This is a genomic window from Amycolatopsis iheyensis (genome assembly GCF_024703995.1).
GTDB lineage: Bacteria > Actinomycetota > Actinomycetes > Mycobacteriales > Pseudonocardiaceae > Amycolatopsis > Amycolatopsis iheyensis.
The window spans coordinates 14,613-39,129 of record NZ_JAMXQV010000047.1; the positions used below are offsets into that span (position 1 = coordinate 14,613).

Sequence of the window (24,517 nt, forward strand, 5' to 3'; positions counted from 1 at the left end):
GATGTCCCGCATTCCCGCTTTGCTCGCCGTCGCGCTCGCCGCGTCCGGCCTGACGGTGCTGGCCGGCAGCACTCCGGCCGCGGCCGCGTCTTGCCCGACCACGGCGTCCGGCGGCGCGAGCGTGCCGTTCCGGACCGTCGAGGCCGAGTGCTCGGCGACGAACGGCTCGGCCGTCGGCCCCGACTACACCCAGGGCAGCATCGCTTCCGAGGCGTCCGGGCGGCAGGCCGTGAAGATCACGACCGGTCAGTACGTCGAGTTCACGCTCCCCGCGGCGGCCAACTCGATCAACGTCCACTACAACCTGCCCGACGGATCCTCGGGCCGGCTTTCGGTGACGGTCAACGGGTCCAAGCTCGCGCTGCCCGTGACGTCCCGGTACACCTACGTGGACACCGGCTTCATCACCGGCTCCAAGACGCACCACTTCTTCGACGACGCCCGGGTGCTGTTCGGCCAGAACGCTTCGGCGGGCGCCAAGGTCCGGGTCTCGGCCGACTCCGGTGACGTCGGGCAGGCGACCATCGACCTCGCCGACTTCGAGCAGGTCGGTGGCGCGGGCTCGAAGCCCGCGGCCGCGTTGTCGGTGACCGACTACGGCGCCACGGCGAACGACTCGTCCGACGACTCGCAGGCGTTCCGCAACGCGCTTTCGGCGGCACGATCGCAGGGTCGCGAGGTCTGGGTGCCGTCCGGGCGGTTCGAAATCGGATCGGCACTGCAGATCGACCAGACCACAGTGCGCGGCGCGGGTCAGTGGTACACCGTGTTGCACGGCAACAACATCTTCAACAACGGCAGCGCGTCCGGGAACATCAAGCTGTACGACTTCGCGGTGTTCGGTGACGTGACCGAGCGGAACGACGGCAGCCCGGACAACGCGTTCCACGGCGTGCTCGGCAACGGCTCGGTCGTCAGCGGTTTGTGGATCCAGGACACGAAGTGCGGGCTGTGGCTGATGAACGGCGCGTCGTCGAACCTGACGATCGAGAACAACCGCATCCTCGACACCCAGGCCGACGGCGTGAACTTCGACGGCGCGGTAACCAATTCGACACTGCGCAACAACTACTTGCGCAACAATGGCGACGACGGGCTCGCGCTGTGGTCCAACGGCCAGGCCGACTCGGGCAACTCGCTGGTGAACAACACCGTCGTGCAGCCGAACCTGGCCAACGGCATCGCGTTGTACGGCGGGTCGAACAACACGGTGAGCGGCAACCTGGTGCAGGACACCAACGCGCTCGGCGGCGGGTACCTGGTGGCGAACCGGTTCAACTCGGTGCCGCTGTCCGGCACGGTCACGCTGTCGAACAACACCGCGCTGCGGGCCGGGGCGCTCGACCCGAACTGGAAGTTCGGCGTCGGCGCGCTGTGGTTCGACGCGCGCGACCAGGCGATCACCGGCGTGACGATCCGGGTGACCGGGTTCACCGCGATCCAGAGCCCGTACGAGGCCATCCAGTTCATCGACGGCAACGGCGCGGGCAAGCAGATCCAGGGCATCACGATCGACGGCGTTTCGGTGCAGGGCGCCGGCACGTTCGTGGCGCAGTCGCAGACACAGGGGTCGGTGTCGATCAGCAACCTGACCGCGTCCGGGGTCGGCGTGACCGGGACGTACAACTGCCCGTACCCGGCGTCGATCCCCCGCATGACGTTCGGCGGGTCGGGCAACAGCGGCTGGACCGGGACGTGGAGCGACTGCTCGACGTGGCCGGCGCCGAACTCGGGACCGCCCCAGCCGCCCCAGTCGGGCACGAACATCGCCCGCGGCAAGGCGATCAGCGCGTCGGCGTCGGTCGGTGGGTTCCCGCCGTCGAACGCGGTCGACGGGGACGCGAACACGTACTGGGAGAGCGCGAACAACGCGTTCCCGCAGACGCTGACGGTGGACCTGGGCGCGGCGGCGTCGATCAACAAGGTGACGTTGCGGCTGCCGCCGTCGTCGGCTTGGGGCGCGCGCACGCAGACGGTGACGATCTCCGGCAGCACGGACGGCGGGGCGTACACGACGTTGGTGGGTTCGCGCGGCTACGCGTTCGACCCGGCTTCCGGCAACACGGCGTCGGCTTCTTTCGCGGCGACGTCCCAGCGTTTCGTGCGGCTGACGTTCACCGGCAACACCGGCTGGCCCGCGGGTCAGGTGTCCGAGTTCGAGGTGGCGGCTGCGTAACCTGACGGCCCGTACCGGTGGTGACACCGGTACGGGCTTGTCTTACTTTTGCGCCCGGTTGCTGTAAAGTTTCACCTATGACGCGTCGTCTTGCCGAAGTCGCCCGCCAGGTCGGGGTCAGTGAAGCCACGGTCAGCCGGGTGCTCAACGGCCGGTCCGGGGTGTCCGCCAGCACCCGTGCCGCCGTGCTCACCGCGCTGGACGTGATGGGCTACGAACGCCCGACCCAGCTGCGCGGCGAGCGGGCCCGCCTGGTCGGGCTGGTGCTGCCGGAGCTGCAGAACCCCATTTTCCCCGCGCTGGCCGAAATCATGGGCAACGCGCTCGCGCAGCAGGGGTTCACCCCGGTGCTGTGCACGCGGACCGCGGGCGGGGTGTCGGAGGCGGAGTACGTCGAGCTGCTGCTGCAGCAGCAGGTGTCGGGCGTGGTGTTCGCCGGCGGGCTGTACGCGCAGGCCGACGCGGTGCACTCGCACTACCACCACCTGGTCGAGCGGCGGCTGCCGACGGTGCTGATCAACGCGGCCGTCGACCACCTCGGCCTGCCGCAGGTGTCGTGCGACGACGCGGTGGCGGTCGAGCAGGTCGTCGGGCACCTCAGCTCGCTGGGGCACGAGAAGATCGGGCTGGTGCTGGGGCCGACGGACCACGTGCCGTCGCAGCGCAAGCTGGCGGCGTTCCAGTCGTACGCGGCGAAGCTGGGGCTGCCGGTGCTGGACGAGCTGGTCGAGCACGGCATGTTCTCGATCGAGGGCGGCCACGCGGCGGCGGCCCGCCTCTACCCCCGCGGCGCGACGGCGGTGCTGTGCGCGAGCGACCTGCTGGCACTGGGCGCGGTCCGCGCGGCCCGGCGGCAGGGACTTTCGGTCCCGGAGGACGTCTCGGTGGTGGGCTACGACGACTCGGCGCTGATGAACTGCACGGACCCGCCGCTGACGACCACGCGCCAGCCGATCGAGGCAATGGGCCGCGCGGTGGTGGAGCTGCTGGTGAAGCGCATCAACGGCGGCGAGGTGGCGGCCGAGGAGCTGCTGTTCGCGCCGGAGCTGGTGGTCCGCGGCTCCACGGCCCGCCGCACCCCCTGACCCCGCCTCCACCGAGCGCGACGGCCCACCGGCCGTCGCGCTCTTTTGCGCGCCCAGCCAAGCGCCCCAATGTGGCGTTCGGCGCATCCATCGCACCCAATGTGGCGTTCGGTGCGTCCAGCGCACCCAACGCCACATTGGGGCGCTCCGGGGTGGGCGCAGCCTGTTCGTAACTTGCAACTTCTCGTCGTCTTATTGCGTCGATCTGGTCTGACACTTTAGAGTGACCGCAATCACGTGACAGCCGTCGCGACCCCGAGAAGAGGCTTGAGATGAGCAGTCCCTGGTCCCGATCCGTGTCCCGCCGCACGTTGTGCCTGATCGCCGCGGGAGGCCTGGCACTCTCACTGGCCGCCTGCGGTGACGGCGACACCGCCGCGCAGACCGGCGGCAAGGTGAAGATCACGGTCACCGGCCAGCCGCCGACCAGCCAGCCGTTCGAGCGCAGTGTCTTCGACGCCGACGTCAAGGAGTTCGAGGCCGCCCACCCGAACATCGACATCGACCCGCACGAAGGGTTCATGGACCCGAAGACGTTCTCCGCGAAGCTCGCCGGTGGGCAGCTCGAGGACGTCTACTACGTCTACTTCACCGACCCCGCCCAGATCATCGCGCGGCACCAGGCCGCCGACATCACCGAAGCCGCCAAGAGCGTCCCGCACATCAACGACATCAAGCCGGAACTGCTCGACAACTTCCGCGACGCCGGCGGCAAGCTCTACGGCCTCCCGACGATGAACTACACGATGGGCCTGGTCTACAGCCGCCCGCTGTTCCAGAAGGCCGGGCTCGACCCCGACAAGCCGCCGACGACCTGGGACGAAGTCCGCGAGGACGCGAAGAAGATCGCCGCGCTCGGCAACGGGGTCGTCGGGTACGCCGACTACAGCAAGAACAACCAGGGCGGCTGGCACATGACCGGCTGGCTGTACTCGATGGGCGGCGACATCGCCCGCAAGGACGGCGACAAGTGGGTTGCCGACTTCGCCAACGAGAAGGGCAAGCAGGCCCTGCAGTACCTGCACGACATGCGCTGGACCGACAACTCCATGGGCGCCAAGCAGCTCCTCGAGGCCACCGACGTCCAGCGCATGATGGGCGCGGGCCAGCTCGGCATGTACATGGCCGCCCCGGACAACGTGCCCGTGCTCGTCAAGCAGTTCAACGGCAAGTACGAGGACTACGGCATCGCCGGCATGCCCGGCGGCCAGGGCACCCTGCTCGGTGGCGAGGGCTACATGATCAACCCGAAGGCCTCGCCCGAAAAGATCAAGGCCGGCCTCGAGTGGATCCAGTGGAAGTACCTCAACCCGGACCGCTTCGAGAAGCACATCCAGCAGTACGTCGACGGCAAGCAGCCGGTCGGCCTGCCCGCCGAGCCGACCCCCGACGTCTGGACCGGCTCCGTGCGCGAGCAGCAGCTGGCGCTGAAGGCCAAGTTCGCCAACGTGCCCGCGAAGAACTACCAGTCCTACGTGGACACCACGAGCAAGATCAAGGGCAGCATCGAGCCGCCGAACGCGCAGCAGATCTACGCCGCGCTCGACAGCGTGATGCAGGCCGTGCTCACCGACCAGAACGCCAACATCGACCAGCAGCTGTCGTCGGCGTCGTCGAAGGTCAACAGTGTCCTCGCCCAGGTCAAGTAGCCTGCTCGCCTGGCCCGCGACGGCTTCGTCGCGGGCCAGGCGCCCGGTCGCGTCCCAGGAAGAACGCCGCCGCGGCAGGCTGAAGCGCAAGATCAAGGAGAACGTCACCGCGTACGGCCTGCTCTGCGCCGCGCTCGTGGTGTTCGCGCTCTTCTCCTGGTACCCGATCGTGCGCGGTGTCCTGCTGAGCTTCCAGCAGGTCGACTTCGTCAACGCGCCCACGTGGGTCGGGTTCGACAACTTCCAGCGCCTCTTCGAAGACCCGCTGTTCGGCGTCGCCTGGCGCAACACGCTGCTGTTCACCGGGCTCGCGCTGGTCTTCGGCTTCGCCGTCCCGTTCCTGACCGCCGTGCTGCTCAACGAGATCCGGCACGCCAAGGCGTTCTTCCGGCTCGCCGTCTACCTGCCGGTGATGCTGCCGCCGGTGGTGACGGCGTTGATGTGGAAGTGGTTCTACGACCCGGGTCCCGGCCTGTTCAACTCCGCGCTCGGCGCGGTCGGGCTGCCCGGCGGCCAGTGGCTCGACTCGAGCGGCACCGCGATGCTGTCGCTGGTGTTCGTCTCGACGTGGGCCAACATGGGCAGCACCACGCTCATCTACCTGGCCGCGCTCGGCACGATCCCCGGCGAGCTCTACGAAGCCGCGGAACTCGACGGCGCCGGGTTGTGGAAACGCCTGCGGCACGTCACTTTCCCGCAGACGCGGTTCGTCCTGCTGGTGCTCCTGCTGCTGCAGATCGTCGCGACCATGCAGGTGTTCACCGAGCCGTACGTGATGACCGGCGGCGGCCCGGACGACTCCACGGTCACCGTGCTCCTGCTGCTGTACCGCTACGCCTTCGTCTACAACGACTTCGGCTCGGCGAGCGCGATGAGCCTGCTGCTGTTCGTGGCGCTCGGCGTGTTCTCGGCGTGGTACGTCCGGCTGACGCGGAAGGCGGACCAGACATGAGGACCCTCGTCTCCCCCAGCACGTTGCGCAGCCGGCGCGGCAAGATCGGCTACGGCGTGATCTTCGCGTGCACGCTCGCGGTGTTCGTGCTGGCTTTCATGTTCCCGCTGTACTGGGTGATCACAGGCGCAATGAAGTCACCGCAGGAGCTGGCGCAGACCCCGGCGACGCTGATCCCGCACGACTGGCACCCGGAGACCTTCGCCGACGCCTGGGACCAGCTGAGCCTCGGCAAGTACTTCCTCAACACGCTCGTCGTCGCCGGCGGCGCGTGGCTGGCGCAGCTGGCCATCGACGTCCCGGCCGCGTTCGCGCTGTCGAAGCTGCGGCCCAAGTTCGGCAACGTCGTGCTGGGCCTGATGCTGGCCACGCTGATGCTGCCGGCGACAGCGTTGCTCGTGCCGACGTACGTGACGGTGACGGACCTGCCGCTGCTGCACCTCAACCTGATCAACTCGCCAACCGCCGTCTGGCTGCCCGCGGCGGCGAACGCGTTCAACATCTACCTGCTGAAGCGGTTCTTCGACCAGATCCCCGACGAGCTCATCGAAGCGGCGCGCATCGACGGCGCCGGGCCGGTGCGCACGCTCTGGAAGATCATCCTGCCGATCTCGCGGCCGATCCTGGCCGTGGTGTCGATCCTCGCGGTGGTCACCGCGTGGAAGGACTTCATCTGGCCGCTGCTGGTGTTCCCGGACACCGAAAAGCAGACGCTCTCGGTGATGCTGCAGCGGGTGGCGATCGACATGCCGCTCAACGTGCTCGTCGCCGGGATGGTGCTGGCCAGCCTGCCGATGGTGGCGCTGTTCCTGGCCTTCCAGCGGCAGATCCTCGCCGGGCTGACCGCCGGCAGCATCAAGGGCTGAGGGCTTTTCCACAACGACTAGGAGGGGCACTTTCGTGACCGACAAGACCGGCTGGTGGCGGAGCGCGGCCATCTACCAGATCTACATCCGCAGCTTCGCCGACGGCAACGGCGACGGCGTCGGCGACCTCGCCGGCGTCCGCGCCCGGCTCGACCACCTGGCCGACCTGGGGATCGACGCGATCTGGTTCACCCCCTGGTACCCGTCGCCGATGGACGACGGCGGCTACGACGTCGCCGACTTCCGCGACATCGAGCCGCTGTTCGGCACGCTCGCCGAGGCCGAAGCACTGATCGCCGAAGCCCACACGCGGAACATCCGGGTGATCATCGACATCGTGCCCAACCACGCCTCCGACGAGCACCGGTGGTTCCAGGCCGCGCTCGCGGCGGGCCCGGGATCGCCGGAGCGGCAACGGTTCTGGTTCCGCCCCGGCCGCGGCCCGGACGGGAGCGAGCCGCCGAACAACTGGAAGTCGCGCTTCGGCGGGTCGGCGTGGACGCGGGTGCCCGACGGCGAGTGGTACCTGCACCTCTACAGCTCCCGCCAGCCGGACTTCAACTGGGACAACCCGGAGATCCGCACCGAGTTCGAGGACGTGCTGCGGTTCTGGTTCGACCGCGGTGTCGACGGCTTCCGGATCGACGTCGCCGACGGCCTGGTCAAGGACCCGCGCCTGCCCGACGTCGAAGAGGGCGACGAGACGCCGTTCTCCGACCAGGAGGGCCTGCACGAGATCTACCGTTCGTGGCGCAAGATCGTCGACAGCTACCCGGGCGAGCGCGTGCTGGTCGGCGAGATGTGGCTGCCGGACATGTCCCGCGCGGCACGGTACCTGCGCCGCGACGAGCTGCATTCGGCGTTCAACTTCGACTTCCTGGTCTGCCCGTGGGACGGCCGGCGCTTCCGCGACGTCATCGACCGGACGTTGAAGGCGCACGACGAGGTCGGCGCGCCGGCGGCGTGGGTGCTGTCGAACCACGACGTCACCCGGCACGTCACGCGCTACGGCCGGGAGGGCGACACGGGCTTCTCCTTCGCCGACCGGCTGCACGAGCTGCCGGTGGACCGCGCACTCGGCACCCGCCGGGCGCGCGCGGCGGCCCTGCTGACGTTGGCGCTGCCCGGCGGGCTGTACGTCTACCAGGGTGAGGAGCTGGGGCTGTGGGAGGTCCTGGACATCCCGGACGAGCTGCGCCAGGACCCGGTGTGGGCCCGCACGAACGGCGCCGACCCCGGCCGCGACGGCTGCCGCGTCCCGATCCCGTGGTCGGGTGACGAGCCGCCGTTCGGCTTCGGTGACGGTGGCGCCTGGCTGCCGCAGCCCGCGGAGTGGAGTGACTACACGGCTGCCGCCGAGGCCGACGACCCGGCGTCGATGCTATCGCTCTACCGGGCCGGGCTCCGCCTGCGGCGGTCCCTGCCGACGGGTGCGCTGGAGTGGCTTTCGCTCGGCGAGGGCGTGCTGGCGTTCCGGATCGGGCCGGAGTTCACGTTCGCGCTGAACTTCTCGGCCACCCCGGTGCCGTTGCCGGCCGGGGAGATCCTGCTGGCCAGCGGGCCGGTCGGCACGGAACTGCCGACCGACACCGCGGTCTGGCTGCGCGGCTGAACGTCCTGAGGGGCGCCCCGGTGGCGCCCCTCAGGACTTGCGGGCGGCGACGCGCAGGAAGAACAGGCCCGCCAGGATCGCGGCGGCCGAACCGATCGTGGTGGCCACGGGGTGGTTTCCCGCGGCCAGGCCGGTGGCCCCGCCGACGATCAGCACGACCGCGACGGCGAGGGCGACGACCCGGGAACCCTTCGAACGTGAGGTGACCATGGCCCCAGCAAAACGCGTGGGCACCCACCGCCGCTACGGCGGAAGGTGCCCACGCGGGACCATCGAAAGTTGCTACTTGGTCAGCTGCAGGATGTCCACACCGCGGGCGTTGTCCGCGACGTAGACGTACTTCCCGTGCCAGTACGGCGCCCACGCGCTCGCGTCGCCCGGGCGGTAGTACGCGATCTGACGCGGGTTCGTCGGGTCGCTGACGTCGAGGAACCGCGTGCCCTGCGCGTAGAACGACTGCACCAGGACCTTGCCGCGGACGTCGAAGTAGTGCGCGGAGCAGTCGTCCGAGGCCGGGTCGCTGCCCTCCTGGCCGTTGACGCCCCAGGTGCCCACGCTCTGCAACCGGAACGGCTGCGAAGGCGTCGAGCGCCAGCCTTCGCCGTGGTAGGAGCCCTTCAGCGACGAGATCGTCAGGACGCCGTCGCCCGCGCAGCCGTCGACGAAGTTCTCCTCCGTCGCGTAGATCAGGTCCTGGCCGCGCCACGCGCCGTCGCCGACGCGGTGGCCGGCCGGGTGGAAGCTGTTGTGCATGAACCGCGACGGCGCCGCCGTCTCGGCGATGCCGCCACCGGCGTAGGGCACCGGGTCGTGCGCCGTCGCGCGGCGGACCTTGTTCGTGACCGGGTCGCGGTGCACGCCGTTCGTCCAGTAGCCGCGCACGCCGCCGCGGCCGGACACCCAGGCCACGCCGTCGCCGTCCACCTGGACGTCGTGCACGTAGTCGGTCTTGCCGTCGTTGCGGGCCAGCTCGATCGGCTCCGGGTTCACCTTCGGGTGCCGCGGGTCGCGGACGTCGGTGACCCAGATCGGCCGGCCGCCCCAGTCGGCCGGCTGGTCGTCGGCCTTGGCCGGGCCGCCCGTCCACAGGTAGCGGCAGTTGTCGACGCAGCTGGTGGTGTGCCCGGCCGGCACCTTCGTGTAGCTCACGATCGCCGGGGCCTCGGGCCGCGAGACGTCGACGACGTAGATGCCGGACTCGCCGTTGTGCGTGTTGCCCTCGAACGCGCGCGGGTCGCGGGAGAGGAACACGAGCTTGCGGTTCTGGTCGACCTCGGTGTCCTCGGTCTCCCACAGCCCCGGCAGGCTGACCTGGCCGACGAGCTTCGGCGCGGCCGGGTTCTTCGTCAGGTCGTAGACCTTCAGCCCGAACTCGCCGGACACGACCATCACGTCGCGGCGGCCGTAGTCGAGGAAGTTGATCGAAATGGCGCCGGCGGCGTCGGGCACGTTGCCGACCGACCGGACGTTCTTGATCGCGCCCGGGTCGCCCAACGTGCGGGTGGCCGGGGTGGCGGGCTTGTCGTCCTCGCCGCAGGCGGCGGCCGGGAGCCCGGTCGCGACCAGCGTGGCGCTGACGGTGACGGCGGTGATGCACGACCGTACCCAGGTGCGCACGCGAACCTCCCAGAACGCTATGAGCGTGACCAACCGAACGGTACGACGGAGATCAACCGGACACAACCGTCTTTTGTTGGCTCTTGACTGGTAGGACTGGCGCATGCGCCTGCTCGCCCTGCTCGCCGTCCTGGCCCTCGCCGTCACCGGCTGCTCCGGCTCCGATCCCGCCCGCCCCGGCGTCCTGACCGTCGGCATCCGGGAGCCCTCGACGCTGCTGCCCGCCGACCTCTCCGACCAGGCCGGCCGCTTGGTGACGGGTGCGCTGTGGACGCCGCTGGCCGACTACGACGCGGCGTCCGGGAAGGTCACGCCGCGGGCGGCCGAGTCGATCGACAGCGCCGACCGCGTGCACTGGACGGTCAAGCTGCGCGCCGGCACGTTCCACGACGGCACGCCGGTCACCGCGCAGTCCTATGTGGACACCTGGCGCGCCGTCGCGGCCGGGCACTGGTTCTCCACGCCGGTGCTCACGGAACTGCTGCGCGCCAAGGAGATCACCGCACCGGCGCCGGACACGATCGCGGTGACGCTCGACCGGCCGTCCGGCCAGGTGCCCGCGCTGCTCTCGGCGCCGGGCCTGGTGCCGCTGCCGGCGTCGGTGCTCGCGTCGCACGACTGGAACGGCTTCGCGAAGGCGCCGGTCGGCAACGGGCCGTACCGGCTCGACGGGCCGTGGAAGCCCGGTTCCGGCGGCACGCTCAAGCGCGTCGGCCAGGGCAACGCCCAGGAGATCGAGCTGCGCGTCGGCGAGCCGGCCGCCCAGTACGACGCGGTGAAGGCGGGCACGCTCGACCTCGTGACCGAGGTCCCCGGCGAGAAGCACGACGCCATGCACGCCGACTTCGGCGACGACCACCACGCGACCTGGGCGCTGCCGCGAGCCGGCTACCTGGCCTTCCCGGTCGCGGACCCCCGCTTCGCCGACGCGACGGTCCGTCACGGCTTCGCGCTCGGTGTCGACCGCGCGGCGCTCGAGGCGGGCCCGCTGGCCCACCAAGCCGACCCGGCCAAGGCGCTCCTGCCGCCGTCGGACGCGCCCGGCGAGCGGTCCGGCACGTGCCGCCCCTGCAGCTTCGACGCGGCGGCGGGCAAGGCCCTGCTGAAGCAGGTCGCGTTCCCCGGCGGCGCGACCATCTACTTCGGACCCGGCGCCGAGGAGTGGACCCGCACGTTGACGGTCGGGCTCCACAAGGCACTCGACGTTTCCGTGACGGCGCAGGCGAAACCGGGCACCGGACCGCTCGACGGACCGGCCACACTGGACCTCAAGCTGGCGACGGCGAGCCCGTACGAACTGCTCTCGCAGCTGGCCTCGGAGTCGGGTTACACCGACGACGTCTTCCGCCAGAACCTCGCCCTGGCCGACGCGGCGGCGACCCCGGCCGAGGCCGGCGAGCTGTACCGGCTGGCCGAAAACCAGCTGCTGCGCGACCTCCCGGTGGCGCCGCTGTGGTCCGGCCACGGGCACGCGGTCTGGTCCTCGCGCGTCCACGACGTCACGACGACGCCGTTCACCGGGCCGGTGCTGGCGGGTGTGTCGGTCTAGTACTTCGACAGGCCCGCGGCGATGAGCCGGTCGAGGACCCGGTCGGGCAGGAAGCGCGTGAGGCGGGTCAGCATCGCCGCGTCGCGACCGACGGTGTAGCGCGTTCGCGGGCGGCGCGCGGTGACGACGTCGGCGACGATCGCCCCGGCCTTGGCCGCGGGCAAGCCCGCCCGGGTGAACGCCAGTGACTGCGCGACGACCGCACGGACGAGTTCGCCGTACCGCTGCCGGTTCCCGGGACTCATCTCCGCGGCGAGGTCGGTGGCGGTGGCAGCGCCGCGTTCGCCCATCTCGGTCCGCACCGCTCCGGGCTCGACCACGACGACCTGCACCCCGTGCGGGGCGAGTTCGCGGCGGAGCGCGTCGCTGACCGCTTCGAGTGCGAACTTCGCTCCCGCGTATGCGCCGTAAGTGGCCATCGCGACCTTCCCGCCGACCGAGCTGATGTTGACGATCCGGCCGCGGCTGCGGTGCAGGAACGGCAGCAGCGCCTGGGTGAGCGCGACGTGCCCGAACAGGTTGACCTCGAACACCCGCCGCCATTCCGCCGGCGGCAGCGCCTCGACGGGCGCGTTGACCGAGATGCCGGCGTTGTTGACCACGGCACGCAGCGGACGGCCGGCCGGATCGGCGGCGACCCGCTCGGCGAGGGCCCGGACGTGTTCGGGCCGCGTGATGTCGAGCAGCACCGGCTCGACGCCGTCGGCCCGGATGGCGTCCGCGTCGCGATCCCGGCGGACACCGGCGAGCACGTGGTAGCCGCGGGTGGCGAGCTCGCGGGCGGTCGCCGCGCCCAGGCCCGTCGAGGCCCCGGAGACGACCACCAGTTCATGTGACGTTGTCATATGAGCCACTATCCGGACTTCGTGTGACACTGTCAACCATGGCGACCCGAACCGAATCCGCCGCGGCGACCCGCGGCGCCCTCGTGCGTGCCGCGGCCGAACTGCTCGACGAAGGCGGCCCCGACGCGGTGACGCTCCGCGCGGTGGGCGCGCGCGCCGGCGTCTCACGCGGCGCGCCGTACGGCCACTTCGAGGACAAGGCGGCGCTGCTGACCCAGCTCGCCGTCGACGCGTGGAACGCCGTGGCGGACGAAGCGGAGCAGCTCCCGGCCGGCAGCCCCGCGGCACGGCTCGAGCGCGCACTGCTGACGCTCATCGGGGTCGGACGGCGGCAACCACACGTGTACGCGCTGATGTTCAGCACCCCGGTGGCCGACGACCCGGCCGCCGCCGCGGCCGCGAGCCGGCTGGAGAACGTGTACCTCGCGCTGGTCGCCGACCTCGTCGGCGAAGCGGAGTCCCTGCGGTACGGCGCGCTGCTGATGTCGAGCGCGCACGGGATCGCCGGGCTCGAGCTGAGCGGTCACCTCGCGAAGGAGAAGTGGCAGGTCGGCGGCGACGAGCTGGTGCACACGCTGGTCGAGGCGATCCGGCGCGGGACTGCCTAGATCGCCGCGTGGGCGGCGAGGGTTTGGATGAACGCGGTCGTCAGCGGGTCCGGCGCCGCCTAGATCGCCACGTGGACCGCAAGAGTCTCGATGAACGCCGCCGCCAACGGATCCGGCGCCGCCCGCGTGTACGCGACCAACGTCCGCCGGACCGGCACGGACGGGCGCAACACCCGGCCGTCGAACCGCGCCGGCAGCACGTTCGCCGGGACCAGTGCCGGGCCGAGGCCCGCCGCCGCCAGGATCGGCGCGGCCGCCGTCTGCTCGGTGCGGACCGCCGGGCGCGGGCGGAACCCCGCCGCCGCGCACGTGGCGTCGACCAGCTCCGCGAGGCCGTTGCCCGGGGCGTAGTGCACCCACGCGCAGCCGGCGAGCGTCGCCAGGTCCACGACGCCGGTGTCGTCGCCCTCCGCGGCGCCGTCCGCCGGGAGCACCACGACGAACTCCTCGACGCCCAGCTCCCGCACCGGCCCGGGCCAGTCGCCGGGGTGCGGGCCGAGCGCGACGTCGGCCTCGCCCGCGGCCATCGCGTCGCGCAGCTCGTCGGCGTGCCGGAACTCGAGCAGCCGGACGTCGACGTCCGGCCGGTCGCGCCGCCAGACCCGCAACGCGGGCGGCAGCACGCCGAGGCTCATCGAATAGACGGTCGCGACCTGCAGCTCGCCCGCCGTCGTGCCGGACGCGAGCCGGGCGGCGCAGCGGGCGCGTTCGGCGTCGGCCAGCGCCGCCCGCGCGTGCGGCAGCATCGCCCGGCCCATCGGGGTGAGCCGGACCGTGCGGGGCAGCCGCTCCAGCAACGGCCCGCCGAGGCTGTGCTCCAGCGCGCGCATCTGGTGCGACAACGCGGGTTGCGTGACGTGCAGCTGCTCGGCGGCGCGGGTGAACGAACCGGTGTCGACCACCGTGACCAGGTACTCCAGCTGCCGCAGGCTTGTCATGAACTCAGCTTATCGCCCTCGAAAGAACTATGCCTTGGACTTATCACATTGGGCTGGCCACCCTGGAGTCATGGAACGCAAGACAGCCCTGGTCGCCGGGGCGAACGGGATCATCGGCAAGAACCTCGTCGAGCACCTGCGGGCGGACGGGAACTGGGACGTCATCGGCGTCTCCCGCAAGAGCGGCCTCGCCGTCGACCTGCTCGACGCGGCCGACACACGCGCGAAGGTCGGCGCGCTGACCGGCGTCACGCACCTCTTCTACGCCGCCTACCAGGACCGGCCGACGTGGGCCGAGCTGGTCCCGCCGAACCTGGCGATGCTGACGAACCTGGTCGGCGCGCTGGACCCGGCCGCGCTCGAGCACGTCAGCCTGATGCAGGGCTACAAGGTCTACGGCGCGCACCTCGGCCCGTTCAAGACACCGGCGCGCGAGACCGACGCCGGGCACATGCCGCCGGAGTTCAACGTCGACCAGCAGCGGTTCCTCGAGCGGTGGGGCGGCGCGTGGTCGGCGATCCGGCCGTCGGTGGTCGGCGGCACGGCGCTGGGCAACCCGATGAACCTGGCGCTGGTGATCGCGGTGTACGCGTCGATTTCCAAGGAACTCGGGCTGCCGCTGCGGTTCCCGGGCCAGCCCGGCGCGTACGACAGCCTGCTGGAGATGACGGACGCGGGCCTGCTGGCCGAAGCGACGGTCTGGGCGACGGGGCAGCGAGGCGCGTTCAACATCGCGAACGGCGACCTGTTCCGCTGGCGTGAGCTGTGGCCCAAGCTGGCGGCCTACTTCGACCTCGACCTCGCGCCGCCGCTGCGGATGTCCCTGGTGGACGTCATGGCCGACAAGGCTCCACTGTGGACCGACATTGCGGCCCGGCACGGCTTGACGGCGTCCTATGCGGACGTGTCGTCGTCGTGGGAGTTCGGCGATTTCGTGTTCGGGTGGGACTACGACATGTTCGCCGACACGTCGAAGTCACGCCGGGCGGGCTTCCACACCTACGTCGAGACGGAGCAGATGTTCTACCGGCTGTTCGACGAGTTCCGGAAGGCGCGGGTGATCCCCTAGCCGCGACCTCTAGCCGCAACCTCTAGCCGCGGCCGATGAACGGCATGGTGGTCGCGGTGACGGTGAGGAACTGGACGTTCGCGTCGAGCGGCAGGCCGGCCATGTACCGCACGGCGTCGGCGACGTGCCGGACGTCGAAGGTCGGTTCGGCGACGACTCGCCCGTCGGCCTGCGGGATGCCGGCGGCCATCCGCTCGGTCATCTCGGTGGCGGCGTTCCCGATGTCGATCTGCCCGCAGGCGACGTCCCACGCGCGGCCGTCGAGGGAGATCGACCGGGTGAGCCCGGTGATGGCGTGCTTGGTCGCGGTGTAGGCGACGCTGGCCGGCCGCGGGACGTGCGCGGAGATCGAGCCGTTGTTGACGATCCGGCCGCCGCGCGGGTCCTGGTCCTTCATCAGCAGGACGGCCTGCCGCGCGCAGAGGAACATGCCGGTGAGGTTGACGTCGACGGTCCGCTTCCAGTCGTCGACCGAGAGGTCGACGATGGTCCCGGCGGCGCCGATCCCGGCGTTGTTGACCAGCAGGTCGAGCCGGCCCCACTGTTCTCGGACCGAGCCGAACAAAGCGGCGACGGACTCTTCGTCCGAGACATCGGTGGGCACGACGAGGGCGTTTTCGTGGCGGGCGGCGGTTTCGTTCAGCGCTTCTTCGCGGCGCCCCGCCAGCGCCACGGACCAGCCGTCTTCGAGGAGGGCACGCGCCACGGCCCGCCCGATCCCCGATCCGGCTCCGGTCACCACCGCCGTTTTCGCCACTGCGCCTCCTAGACTGTTCGCATGGGACTTCGCGAAAGTTTCCAGGCCGGGCTGGCCCGGCAACCACCCTAGCGGCCTGCGGGGCCGGGTCGTCGGCGCGATGCTCAACCGCCGGAACCGGGAAGCGGTCGTGAAGGCGGTCGCGGCACTGGAGCTGACGGGCACGGAAAGGGCACTGGACATCGGCTTCGGCGGCGGTCTGGGCCTTCGCCTGCTACTGCCGAAGGCCGCCGAAGTGCATGGCGTGGAGATCTCGGCGACGATGCTCGCCCGGGCCCAGGCGGCGTTCCGAGGAGAGGTCGCGTCGGGGCGGCTGGTGCTGGGCGAAGGCCCAATGACGGCACTGCCCCTCGAAACCGGCTCGGTGCACGCGGTCATCACGACGAACACGGTCTACTTCGTCGAGGACCTGCCGGGCGCGTTCGCCGAGGTGGCCCGGGTCCTCGCGCCGGGCGGCCGGTTCGTGCTGGGGGTCGGCGATCCCGAGCTGATGGGCCGCGCCCGGATGCTGACCGAGAACGGCTTCCGCATCCGCCCGATCGCCGAGCTCGAAGCCACACTCACGGACGCCGGGCTGACGATGCGCCGGCACGAGCGCTTCGCCCACAGCGGCCTCGGCTTCCACCTGCTGATCTGTGGGAAATAGCGACGAGAACGCGGGGCACGGCGGCCAGTACGACCGCGCCGCGCCCGGTGACCGCGGTCAGCACCGGCGGCGGCGCCCTGGTGCGACCCAGCGCGTGAACGCCGCTGACCACATGACGAAAGGGCGGCGGATGTCGACGTCGCGAAGGGCAATCACAGTCGCGCTCCTGGCGAGCCTGGCATTGCTCGCCTTTGTTGCCTGCATCGCCTTCTTGCCTGCCCTGGTCATCCGTGTCGACATCGGCTCGTCGCGCGTGAAGACGATGTCAGCGACTGAATACGCCACTGCCGTGAACAGCATCGGCGGTTCGCTGCTGCAAGGCATCGCCGGCGCGGCGGTGCTGACCAGTGCCTACGGGGCATGGCGTCAGCTCAGCCACAACATTCAGGCCGGCCGATCCCAGCGAGAGCTGGACCGGCTGGGCCAGATAACCGACCGGTTCGGTCGATCGGTCGAACAGTTGGGAAGCACCAACGACTCTGTTCGACTCGGCGGTATCTACGCTTTCGATCGAATCGCGGCCGAATCGCCGGACGACCGGGATCCCATCGTGAATCTGCTGGCGGCGTACGTTCGCAAGGAATCGCCGTGGCCACCGGGTCCGTCAGCCCGCTGTCCGGCGGACGATCCGATCGATCAGGTGCCACCACTGCGTGTACGAGCTGTCGACGTCCAGGCCGCGCTGACCGTTCTGTGTCGGTGGGGACCTAAGGTCGACAGCAGCGACTATTGGCCGACGGTCGATCTCAGTGACGCTGATCTTCGCATGGCCAACCTGTCCGGCGGTTCCCTTTGGCGCGTCCGCCTCAACGGAGCGAACCTGGCGCGCGCCAATCTCGTCAAGGCAGATCTCCGTGGGGCCGACCTCACCGAAACGATCCTGCTGGAGACCGACTTCCAGGACGCGGTCTACGACGAGACGACCTGGTGGCCGCAAGGCTTCGACCCCGCGGCCGCCGGGTTGTCCATCGCACCGTGAACCAGCCCAAGTCACCAGCACCAGGCCGGCTGCCGTCGACCACCCGGCAATGGCAAGAGGGCCCGGCAGCCGCCGGGCCCTCTCACGAACCAAACCCTACTTCGGCTGCACGCCCAGCGCGGCGAGCGCCGGCCCGGCCATGATCACGCCGTTGCCGGTCACCGTGTCGAACCCGGGCGCGCCCAGGTCGATCGCGCTCGACACCAGCGCCGAGCGGATCTGCGCCGGGGTCGCCGTCGGCTTGCCCGACAACAGCAGTGCCGCGATCGCCGCCGCGTGCGGGGCCGCCGCCGAGGTGCCGAAGAACGGCTGGAAGCCCGTCACCGACGTCGCCACGCCGTCCGCCGCCGTGATGTCCGGCTTGCTGCGCGTCGTGCCGCCCGTCGAGGACACGTTGCCCGGGGTGATCGCCGACCCGTCCGCGTTGTAGAACAGGTGACGCTTGCCGTCGGAGGAGAAGCGCTCCCACTTGCTCGACGCGGTGAACAGGCCCGGGTACGGGCCCGCCGGGTTGGCCGGGTCACCGGCCTCCAGGGGCCGGCCGAACGCCGGGCCGGCCGGGGCCGCCGCCACGCTGAACGCGTTCGCCGCCGACGAGTGGCCGTTCGTGACGCCGTTGGTGCTGAACGCCTTGAGCGAGCCCGAGGCCACGAACCGGCCGCGGATGACGTTCAGCGCGATGAACCGGTCCGCGCCGCTGTACTTGACCACCGCGACCTTGTACCCGGAGCCCGTCGAAGGCACCGAAGCGATCTCGTACGGGTTCTGCGAGCCCGACTGGCCGTTCTCGCTCGAGGCCACGACGCTGCCCGAAGAGTTCAGGATGAACAGGTCGTAGTCGTTGGCGGACTTGCCCCACGGGTCGGACCAGAACAACGTCACCGGCTTGCCGAGCGAGCCCGCCGAAAGCGCGTCGAAGTTCTGCGTGGTGGCACTCGGGTCGAAGTCGTGCGGGGTGCCGGTGACGCCGCTGATCTTCGACGACGACGCGCGGAAGTCGCCTTCGTAGTAGCCGCTCGTGCCGTCGGTCGCGTTGCCCGAGTTGCCGGCCGAGGAGAAGTACAGGACGCCGGCCGCGGTCACGTCGTTGACCGCCTGCGCGACCTGCGTGTCCTGGAACGGCGACTCGTCGAAGTAGGCGACGTCGTCGACGATGATCGTGCAGTGCCCGGTGGTGCGCAGCGCGCGGATGTTCGCCGCGAAGCTGGCTTCGCTGGTGAACGCGGTCGCGAAGCCGAGCGCGGCGTTCGGCGCGAGGTCGTGGATGATCTCCAGCATCGCGGTGCCCTCGTCGCCGCTGCCCTTCTGGCCGGACAGGACGTCCACCGTGGGCAGTTCGCCGGCGGTCTGCGACTTCGCCAGCGAGTCGACGCCGTCGGAGAGCACGCAGACCTTGACACCGGAGCCGCTGACGCCGTAGGTCGCGCGGGCGGTGTCGGCGCCGTGCGCCTTGTCGCCTTCGGACACCTGGGTGGCGGCGGCCTGCACGGCGGCGTGCACCCCGGCGTCGCGGTTGCCCGGTTCGTTCCAGGTGAGCGCCTTCGCGGCCGGCTTGACCTCGGCGACGTCGGCGCGGCCGGCGATCGCGTCGACCGCGGCCAGCGGCAGGTCGGCGCGGACGGCGCCACCCGCGGCGTACCGGACGGTGCCGCCCGCGGCCTTGACCGCGTTGGCGACGGCCTGTTCCTTGGTCGAGGCGATGTCGACCGCGACGGTGCCGGCGGTGCTGACCCCGACGCCCGAGCGGTAGTCGGGCAGCTTCGCGGCGAGGAACCGGTCGGCCCGCAACCGCTTCTCGACGACCAGCTGGCTCGATTGCTTGCGCTCGGCCGGGCTCAGGCTCTTCTTGATGCTCTGCAGCGCGCTGATCCCCGCCTCGGTGCGCGCGGCGGCCGCGTCCACGGTGGACGGTTGCGCCGCCGAGACCCCCGCCGTCAGCAGCAGCGCGCCGACCGTCAGCGGAACCGCGTGCGCGGCGACCCGGCTGAATCTCACCATCGATTTCTCCCTGCCCTACTCGGTCACTCGACCGAATGACACCCAACCAGGTGTAATGGGGAGAATCTAAGGAGTGACCGGGCAGTGGTCCACCGACCAAAGTCGGGAACGTCCGGTGGTCCACATCCTGGAACGATCAGGGGAACGTGAGAACTATTTTTCCCCGCCCGTGCCCGGTCTCGATTTCCCGGTGCGCGGCCACGGCCTCGGTGTACGAGTAGGCGCGACGCACGGGGAACCGCAGATCGCCCTTCGCGTACAACGCGGCCAATGCGGCGAGACGCGCGGCGGAGCGTCCGGACTTCGAGACGAGCACGCCGAGTCCCGCGGCCCGGTGGTGGTCGACGAGCGTGAGGATACGACTCCGGTCCTTCACCAGTTCGAGTGAGACGTCGAGGGCGACGCCACCGGCCCCGTCGAGCACGACGTCGATCCCGAGCGGCGCGACGCGGTCCTTCAGCCCTTCGAGGTAGACGACCGGCGTGGCCCCCAGCTGGCGCAGGTAGTCCTGGTTGGCCGGGCTCGCGGTGCCGACGACGGTGGCGCCCCGCAGCCGCGCGAGCTGGACGGCGGCGGTCCCGACCGCCCCGGCGGCGCCGTGCACCAGCAGCGTCTCGCCTTCGCGAAGCCGCAGTGCTTCGAGCGCGATCGACGCGGTCTGCGTGCCCGCGGTGAACCCGCCGGCGACCTCCCACGGCATTTCCGGTGGTTTCGGCGTGACGTCGCCGGCGGGCACGACGACGTATTCGGCGGCGGCCTGGACGGCGGTGAAGCCGAGGACTTCGGTGCCCGGCTCGAGGTCGCCTTCGTCGACCACGCCGGCGAACTCGTTGCCGGGCACGCGCGGCCAGGTCAGCGCGAGCCCCGGCGGCTCCCACCCGCCCCGCACGGCGGCGTCGTACGGCTGCACCCCGGCGGCCTTGACGCGCACCCGGACCTGCCCGGGCCCGGCGTGCGGTGCGGGCAGGTCGAGGACGCGGAGCACTTCGGGCCCGCCGAATTCGGTGAACGCAACGGCTTTCATGGGACCAGCGTGATACTTCGAGTTACCTCGAAGTCAAGGGCCAAGGCAGCACGCGCAGGCGCGGCCATTGCGTCAGCCACCGTTGCGCTTTGGCTTCGTAAACCGCACGCGGGGCGAGCACCGGGTTCGGCCGCACGACCATCGCGAACAGGTCGTCGAGCCCGTTCGGCGCGTGGAAGTGCCACGTGCCGTCCGGCTCGAGCCGGACGCCGACACACGAACAGCGCGCCGGGAACGCGTCTATCGCGGCTTCCGTGCTCGGGTACGGCGGGCACGGGAGCCCGAACTTGGCTTCGTACCAGAGGTGGACGCGGGCCTCGTTCCGCACTTCCACCTCGACGGGCAGGTCCTCGCACGCGCTCGCCGCGGCACGGATGGCGCGGTCCTCCGCGGCCCACCCGAGGTCGGCGGCGTCGTGGTAGACGAGGTCGTAGTCCTTGATCCCGCGCGCCGCTTCGCGGCCGTCGAGGACGTTCCACACGGTCTGCACGACACAGCCGGCGGCGAAGTACCAGTGCGGGAGCCCCAGCTCCCGCGCCCGGTGCAGCAGGTCGACGAGGATTTCGTTGTGCGACAGGATGTTCCGGAGCCGCGCGAAGTTCGTCATGGCGCCATCGTAGGCCCGGATTCGCCGTTTTCCGGACACAGACCGCTCGCGGATGCGATCATCGGCGCATGTGGGGGAAAGTACTGACGGTCGCACTGCTGGCGACGACTCTGACGGCATGCACGAGCGACGAGCCCGTGGCGGCGCCGCCACCACCGCCGGCGACCACGAGCACCACACCGCCGCCACCGCCCCCGGACAGCTTCCACGGGCTCGCGAAAACGCCGTGCGCGACCCTGAGTGACACCCAACGCGAGGACCTGAAGAAGCAGGGCGTCCCCCTGCTGCCCGGCGAGCCGGACGAGCACAACCGCCCGGTGAACTGCCTGTACGGCGACTACGCGAACCGGCCTTCCGGCAGCTTCATGGCGTGGGTCATCTACCAAGAGGGCAGGAGCATGAAGGAGCTCGAAGACGACCACGCCCGCGGGTTCTCCAAGGAATACTGGAAACCGGCGGAGTTCGCGGGCCACCAGGCCGTCGCCTACACCCACCAGGGCTCACCGGAAAACTGCGACATCGCGATCGCCGTCGCCGACGCCACCGTCGTGGTCCAGCTCATCCACTTCGACGACATGGCCTCGCGCGAAACGCACTCCTGCAAGGCGACCACCAAGGTCGCGACCGAGGTCGTGAAGACCATCGACAGCCGGTCCTGACCCGCGGCCAGGACCGGCCGGCGCCTACATGTTGATCATGTGCCCGGCGAGGCCGTGCACCGCTTCCTTCACCGCTTCGCCCAGCGTCGGGTGCGCGTGGACGTTGCGCGAAACCTCGTGCACCGTCAGGTCCCACTGCTGCGCCAGCGTCAGCTCCGGCAGCAGCTCGGTGACGTCCGGCCCGATGAGGTGCCCGCCGATCAGCTCGCCGTGCGTCGCGTCGCTGATCAGCTTCACGAAGCCGCCCGCGTCGCCCAGGCCCTGGGCCTTTCCGTTGGCCGTGAACGGGAACTTCGCGACGCGCACGTCGAAGCCCTTCTCGCGGGCCTGCTCCTCGGTCCAGCCGAAGCTCGCGATCTGCGGCTGGCAGTAGGTCGCGCGCGGGATCATCGGGAAGTCGAGCTCCATCGTCTCCGCGCCGGCGATCGTCTCCGCCGCCACCACGCCCATCGACTCCGACGCGTGCGCCAGCATCAGCTTCGCCGTCACGTCGCCGATCGCGAAGATGTGCGGGACGTTCGTGCGGCCCCGGCCGTCGATCGCGATCGCGCCGCGCTCGGTCAGGGAAACGCCCGTCTTGGCCAAGCCGTAGCCCTCGACGCGCGGCTGGAAGCCGATCGCCTGCAGCACCTTGTCGGCGGTGAGGACCTGCTGCCCGTTCTTCTCCGAGGACACCGTCACCTGAACCGAGGAACCGGAGTCGTCGATCGACTCGACGCGGGTCGAGGTCAGCACCTTGATGCCGAGCTTGCGGTAGCGGCGCGCCAGCTCCGCCGACACTTCGGCGTCCTCCAGCGGCACCATCCGGTCGAGGAACTCGACGATCGTGACATCGACGCCGTAGTTGTGCAGCACGTAGGCGAACTCGACGCCGATCGCGCCCGCGCCGGCGATCACGATGCTCGACGGCAGCTCGCCGGAGAGGATCTGCTCTTCGTAGGTCACCACGCGCTCGCTGCGTGCCGTCCCGGGCAGCAGCCGCGTGGTCGCGCCGGTGGCGATGATGCAGTGGTCGAAGGTCACCTGGTCGCCGTTCACCTCGAGGGTGTGGTCGTCGACGAAGGTGCCGTGCCCGTCGATCTCGGTGATCTTGTTCTTCTTCATCAGGAAGTGCACGCCCTTGACGCGCCCGTCGGCGACCTTGCGGCTGCGCTCGTAGGCGGCCGAGTAGTCGACCTTGATCGGGCTGTCGGAGGAGATGCCGAACGCCTTCGCCTCCTGCGTCACGATGTGCGCGAGCTCGGCGTTGCGCAGCAGCGCCTTCGACGGGATGCACCCGACGTTCAGGCAGACGCCACCCCAGTACTTCTCCTCGACCACCGCGGTGCTCAGCCCGAGCTGGGACGCGCGGATCGCCGCGACGTAGCCACCGACTCCGGCCCCCAGGACGACGACGTCAAAGTGTTGTGCACTCATACGCCCGAAAGTACCCCTTCGGGCAGGCCGGGGCGGGGTGACGCGGGCCTCAGGCGGCGACCGGGCGCTGCTCGCCGCGGATCGTCTCCAGCAGTGCGGTCACCGCCGCCATGATCCGGGCCGTCGCCTCCTCCAGGACCTCGCGCGTGAGCGGGCGGTCACGCAGGTCCGAGAGGTCCACCGGCGGCCCGGCGACCAGCTCGACGGTCTTGCGCGGGAACCCGCGCGGGAACCAGGCCGTCGACGGCAGCAGGTGGTGCGTGCCCCAGTTGGCCACCGGGATCACCGGCGCGCCGGTCTCCAGGGCGGCACGCACGATGCCGGTCTTGCCGCGCATCGGCCAGCCGTCGGGGTCCTTCGAGAACGTGCCTTCGGGGAAGACGGCGACGCATTCGCCGTCGCGCACCGAGGCGACCAGGTCGCGGTAGGCTTCCGCCGCCGTCGCGGCGCCGCGGTAGACCGGGATGTGCCGTCCCGAGCGCATCACGCGGCCGACGACCGGCAGCTTCCACAGCGACGCCTTCGCCAGGTACCGCGGCACGCGGCCGGCGGCGAGGCAGAACGCCGTCAACGTCGTCGGGTCGGCGAAGGAGAGGTGGTTCGAGGCCACCAGCACGCCGCCGGTCTTCGGGATGTGGCGCGAGCCCCGCACGCGGAAGCGGGTGGTCTGCGCGAGGAACTGCCAGACCACCTCGATGGCGAAGCTGTACCAGGCGCCACGGCCGGCGCGGGCGAAGCGCCGGCCGTAGGCGATCATCTGGCGTCGGGTGAGCAGCTCACCCTCGTGGTCGAGGGCGGTCCAGCGGTCGGTCATGGGTGTCATTCGTAGCCCACGACCGGCCGGATCGGCCCGGACGCACGCCGAACGCGGCGCAGATCACAGTCGCTCGAGAACCACCACAGGAATCTCGCGGTCCGTCTTCTTCGCGTAGTTGTCGTAGTCCGGCCAGACGGCGGCGAGCTTTTCCCACAGCTTCGCGCGCTCTTCGCCCTCGGCCGTGCGGGCGCGGGCGGTGAACTTGTCGGCCTTCACCTGGACGCCGACTTCGGGCGTCTCGACGAGGTTGAAGTACCAGCCGGGGTGGTTCGGCGCGCCGCCCTTGGACGCGACGATCACCGGGTTGCCGTCGACTTCCTGGTAGATCAGGGCGAACTTGCGGTCCTGCCCGGTCTTGCGGCCCTTGGTGGTCAGCACCAGCGTCGGGACGCCTTCCTTCCACTCGTGGCCGACCTCGCCGTCGGTTTCCTCGTAGCGGCGGACGTGTTCGTCACCGAACAGCATGCGTGTTCCTTTCGGGTTCGACAGCAGTGGCGGACTCACTGCTTGAAGGTTCTCCTTGTTTCCAACAAACACGGCCGCGCCGATCTTCCCGTGCATTTCACTCGTTCGGGGTAGGTCCCCCGACCAGCGGCTTCTCGGGGGCCACCCCCGTGCCAGTAGATTGCACCGACCGAGCACGCGGGC

The 24,517-nt window shown here is 70.4% G+C and carries 23 protein-coding genes; 12 read left to right on the top strand and 11 right to left on the bottom strand.

All coding sequences use genetic code 11. The features are described 5' to 3' along the window. The first annotated feature begins 1 nt into the window (after window position 1). From M8542_RS47610 to M8542_RS47635, 6 genes are all read left to right on the top strand, one after another. Window positions 2-2,176 (top strand): discoidin domain-containing protein, encoded by a 2,175-nt coding sequence (locus M8542_RS47610; protein ID WP_257927048.1) that lies wholly within the window; start codon window positions 2-4, stop codon window positions 2,174-2,176. A 77-nt stretch (window positions 2,177-2,253) separates the two neighbouring features. Beyond that, window positions 2,254-3,261: a LacI family DNA-binding transcriptional regulator gene (locus M8542_RS47615; protein WP_257927049.1), complete on the top strand. Its 1,008-nt coding sequence runs from the start codon at window positions 2,254-2,256 to the stop codon at window positions 3,259-3,261. A gap of 272 nt (window positions 3,262-3,533) precedes the next feature. Continuing rightward, entirely contained in the window at window positions 3,534-4,910 is a 1,377-nt protein-coding gene (locus M8542_RS47620) for an ABC transporter substrate-binding protein (RefSeq protein ID WP_257927050.1), read from the top strand. Beyond that, on the top strand, window positions 4,888-5,862 hold the full coding sequence (locus M8542_RS47625; protein WP_257927051.1) for a carbohydrate ABC transporter permease: 975 nt from the start codon (window positions 4,888-4,890) through the stop codon (window positions 5,860-5,862). Before M8542_RS47620 ends, M8542_RS47625 begins: the two co-directional genes overlap by 23 nt. Continuing rightward, window positions 5,859-6,728, top strand: coding sequence for a carbohydrate ABC transporter permease (locus M8542_RS47630; RefSeq protein WP_257927052.1), 870 nt, complete (start codon window positions 5,859-5,861; stop codon window positions 6,726-6,728). The genes M8542_RS47625 and M8542_RS47630 overlap by 4 nt, the downstream gene beginning before the upstream one ends. 34 nt (window positions 6,729-6,762) lie before the next feature. Further along, on the top strand, window positions 6,763-8,340 hold the full coding sequence (locus M8542_RS47635; protein ID WP_257927053.1) for a glycoside hydrolase family 13 protein: 1,578 nt from the start codon (window positions 6,763-6,765) through the stop codon (window positions 8,338-8,340). 30 nt (window positions 8,341-8,370) lie between these two features. On the opposite strand, the gene M8542_RS47640 is transcribed toward M8542_RS47635, so the two are convergent. Beyond that, window positions 8,371-8,550 (bottom strand): hypothetical protein, encoded by a 180-nt coding sequence (locus M8542_RS47640; protein ID WP_257927054.1) that lies wholly within the window; start codon window positions 8,548-8,550, stop codon window positions 8,371-8,373. A 72-nt stretch (window positions 8,551-8,622) separates the two neighbouring features. Further along, window positions 8,623-9,957 (bottom strand): LVIVD repeat-containing protein, encoded by a 1,335-nt coding sequence (locus M8542_RS47645; protein WP_257927055.1) that lies wholly within the window; start codon window positions 9,955-9,957, stop codon window positions 8,623-8,625. Between the two features lie 103 nt (window positions 9,958-10,060). Here M8542_RS47645 and M8542_RS47650 point away from each other — a divergent pair, with 103 nt between their 5' ends. Next, window positions 10,061-11,506, top strand: a complete 1,446-nt coding sequence (locus M8542_RS47650; RefSeq protein ID WP_257927056.1) for a peptide ABC transporter substrate-binding protein — start codon at window positions 10,061-10,063, stop codon at window positions 11,504-11,506. Here the strand turns inward: M8542_RS47650 and M8542_RS47655 are convergent. Then, complete coding sequence (locus M8542_RS47655) at window positions 11,503-12,351, bottom strand: SDR family NAD(P)-dependent oxidoreductase (protein WP_257927057.1); 849 nt, start codon at window positions 12,349-12,351, stop codon at window positions 11,503-11,505. The genes M8542_RS47650 and M8542_RS47655 overlap by 4 nt on opposite strands. A gap of 38 nt (window positions 12,352-12,389) precedes the next feature. Here M8542_RS47655 and M8542_RS47660 point away from each other — a divergent pair, with 38 nt between their 5' ends. After that, window positions 12,390-12,959 (top strand): TetR/AcrR family transcriptional regulator, encoded by a 570-nt coding sequence (locus tag M8542_RS47660; protein WP_257927058.1) that lies wholly within the window; start codon window positions 12,390-12,392, stop codon window positions 12,957-12,959. Window positions 12,960-13,018: 59 nt separating this feature from the next. On the opposite strand, the gene M8542_RS47665 is transcribed toward M8542_RS47660, so the two are convergent. Further along, window positions 13,019-13,897, bottom strand: a complete 879-nt coding sequence (locus M8542_RS47665) for a LysR family transcriptional regulator (protein ID WP_257927059.1) — start codon at window positions 13,895-13,897, stop codon at window positions 13,019-13,021. Between the two features lie 70 nt (window positions 13,898-13,967). Between M8542_RS47665 and M8542_RS47670 the strand changes: the two genes are divergently transcribed. Further along, on the top strand, window positions 13,968-14,966 hold the full coding sequence (locus M8542_RS47670; RefSeq protein ID WP_257927060.1) for an SDR family oxidoreductase: 999 nt from the start codon (window positions 13,968-13,970) through the stop codon (window positions 14,964-14,966). A gap of 22 nt (window positions 14,967-14,988) precedes the next feature. Here M8542_RS47670 and M8542_RS47675 read toward each other — a convergent pair whose 3' ends face one another. Continuing rightward, window positions 14,989-15,723: an SDR family oxidoreductase gene (locus M8542_RS47675; protein WP_257927061.1), complete on the bottom strand. Its 735-nt coding sequence runs from the start codon at window positions 15,721-15,723 to the stop codon at window positions 14,989-14,991. A gap of 100 nt (window positions 15,724-15,823) precedes the next feature. Between M8542_RS47675 and M8542_RS47680 the strand changes: the two genes are divergently transcribed. Both M8542_RS47680 and M8542_RS50515 read left to right on the top strand, forming a co-directional pair. Beyond that, window positions 15,824-16,369 carry a class I SAM-dependent methyltransferase gene (locus M8542_RS47680; RefSeq protein WP_257927062.1) on the top strand — a complete coding sequence of 182 codons (546 nt, stop codon included), beginning with the start codon at window positions 15,824-15,826 and terminating at the stop codon, window positions 16,367-16,369. 94 nt (window positions 16,370-16,463) lie between these two features. After that, window positions 16,464-17,348 carry a pentapeptide repeat-containing protein gene (locus tag M8542_RS50515; RefSeq protein WP_257927063.1) on the top strand — a complete coding sequence of 295 codons (885 nt, stop codon included), beginning with the start codon at window positions 16,464-16,466 and terminating at the stop codon, window positions 17,346-17,348. 96 nt (window positions 17,349-17,444) lie between these two features. Here M8542_RS50515 and M8542_RS47690 read toward each other — a convergent pair whose 3' ends face one another. The 3 genes from M8542_RS47690 to M8542_RS47700 form a co-directional block, all read right to left on the bottom strand. Continuing rightward, entirely contained in the window at window positions 17,445-19,346 is a 1,902-nt protein-coding gene (locus tag M8542_RS47690; protein WP_257927064.1) for a S8 family serine peptidase, read from the bottom strand. A gap of 136 nt (window positions 19,347-19,482) precedes the next feature. Next, a complete protein-coding gene (locus M8542_RS47695) occupies window positions 19,483-20,370 on the bottom strand; it encodes an NADP-dependent oxidoreductase (protein ID WP_257927065.1) in 888 nt (295 codons plus the stop codon). A 22-nt stretch (window positions 20,371-20,392) separates the two neighbouring features. Continuing rightward, a complete protein-coding gene (locus tag M8542_RS47700) occupies window positions 20,393-20,977 on the bottom strand; it encodes a nucleotidyltransferase family protein (protein WP_257927066.1) in 585 nt (194 codons plus the stop codon). Between the two features lie 68 nt (window positions 20,978-21,045). On the opposite strand from M8542_RS47700, the gene M8542_RS47705 reads away from it, so the two are divergent. Next, the gene (locus M8542_RS47705; protein WP_257927067.1) at window positions 21,046-21,636 is read left to right on the top strand and encodes a DUF3558 family protein; all 591 of its coding nucleotides are present in this window, start codon (window positions 21,046-21,048) and stop codon (window positions 21,634-21,636) included. A gap of 24 nt (window positions 21,637-21,660) precedes the next feature. Here M8542_RS47705 and lpdA read toward each other — a convergent pair whose 3' ends face one another. The 3 genes from lpdA to M8542_RS47720 all read right to left on the bottom strand — a co-directional run bounded on the left by lpdA (window position 21,661) and on the right by M8542_RS47720 (window position 24,334). After that, window positions 21,661-23,052: a dihydrolipoyl dehydrogenase gene (gene lpdA, locus M8542_RS47710; RefSeq protein ID WP_257927068.1), complete on the bottom strand. Its 1,392-nt coding sequence runs from the start codon at window positions 23,050-23,052 to the stop codon at window positions 21,661-21,663. A gap of 49 nt (window positions 23,053-23,101) precedes the next feature. Beyond that, on the bottom strand, window positions 23,102-23,866 hold the full coding sequence (locus M8542_RS47715; protein WP_257927069.1) for a lysophospholipid acyltransferase family protein: 765 nt from the start codon (window positions 23,864-23,866) through the stop codon (window positions 23,102-23,104). A 63-nt stretch (window positions 23,867-23,929) separates the two neighbouring features. Further along, window positions 23,930-24,334 carry a nitroreductase family deazaflavin-dependent oxidoreductase gene (locus M8542_RS47720; RefSeq protein WP_257927070.1) on the bottom strand — a complete coding sequence of 135 codons (405 nt, stop codon included), beginning with the start codon at window positions 24,332-24,334 and terminating at the stop codon, window positions 23,930-23,932. Window positions 24,335-24,517: the final 183 nt, after the last annotated feature.

What these genes read in the sequence shown, in the direction of transcription:
- M8542_RS47650 (WP_257927056.1), top strand. Translation starts at nt 10,061, where the DNA reads ATGCGCCTGCTCGCCCTGCTCGCCGTCCTGGCCCTCGCCGTCACCGGC.
- M8542_RS47660 (WP_257927058.1), top strand. Translation starts at nt 12,390, where the DNA reads ATGGCGACCCGAACCGAATCCGCCGCGGCGACCCGCGGCGCCCTCGTG.
- M8542_RS47610 (WP_257927048.1), top strand. Translation starts at nt 2, where the DNA reads ATGTCCCGCATTCCCGCTTTGCTCGCCGTCGCGCTCGCCGCGTCCGGC.
- M8542_RS47615 (WP_257927049.1), top strand. Translation starts at nt 2,254, where the DNA reads ATGACGCGTCGTCTTGCCGAAGTCGCCCGCCAGGTCGGGGTCAGTGAA.
- lpdA (WP_257927068.1), bottom strand. Translation starts at nt 23,052, where the DNA reads ATGAGTGCACAACACTTTGACGTCGTCGTCCTGGGGGCCGGAGTCGGT.
- M8542_RS47670 (WP_257927060.1), top strand. Translation starts at nt 13,968, where the DNA reads ATGGAACGCAAGACAGCCCTGGTCGCCGGGGCGAACGGGATCATCGGC.
- M8542_RS47715 (WP_257927069.1), bottom strand. Translation starts at nt 23,866, where the DNA reads ATGACCGACCGCTGGACCGCCCTCGACCACGAGGGTGAGCTGCTCACC.
- M8542_RS47700 (WP_257927066.1), bottom strand. Translation starts at nt 20,977, where the DNA reads ATGACGAACTTCGCGCGGCTCCGGAACATCCTGTCGCACAACGAAATC.
- M8542_RS47705 (WP_257927067.1), top strand. Translation starts at nt 21,046, where the DNA reads ATGTGGGGGAAAGTACTGACGGTCGCACTGCTGGCGACGACTCTGACG.
- M8542_RS47620 (WP_257927050.1), top strand. Translation starts at nt 3,534, where the DNA reads ATGAGCAGTCCCTGGTCCCGATCCGTGTCCCGCCGCACGTTGTGCCTG.
- M8542_RS47630 (WP_257927052.1), top strand. Translation starts at nt 5,859, where the DNA reads ATGAGGACCCTCGTCTCCCCCAGCACGTTGCGCAGCCGGCGCGGCAAG.
- M8542_RS47680 (WP_257927062.1), top strand. Translation starts at nt 15,824, where the DNA reads ATGCTCAACCGCCGGAACCGGGAAGCGGTCGTGAAGGCGGTCGCGGCA.
- M8542_RS47695 (WP_257927065.1), bottom strand. Translation starts at nt 20,370, where the DNA reads ATGAAAGCCGTTGCGTTCACCGAATTCGGCGGGCCCGAAGTGCTCCGC.
- M8542_RS47640 (WP_257927054.1), bottom strand. Translation starts at nt 8,550, where the DNA reads ATGGTCACCTCACGTTCGAAGGGTTCCCGGGTCGTCGCCCTCGCCGTC.
- M8542_RS47690 (WP_257927064.1), bottom strand. Translation starts at nt 19,346, where the DNA reads ATGGTGAGATTCAGCCGGGTCGCCGCGCACGCGGTTCCGCTGACGGTC.
- M8542_RS47665 (WP_257927059.1), bottom strand. Translation starts at nt 13,897, where the DNA reads ATGACAAGCCTGCGGCAGCTGGAGTACCTGGTCACGGTGGTCGACACC.
- M8542_RS47720 (WP_257927070.1), bottom strand. Translation starts at nt 24,334, where the DNA reads ATGCTGTTCGGTGACGAACACGTCCGCCGCTACGAGGAAACCGACGGC.
- M8542_RS47655 (WP_257927057.1), bottom strand. Translation starts at nt 12,351, where the DNA reads ATGACAACGTCACATGAACTGGTGGTCGTCTCCGGGGCCTCGACGGGC.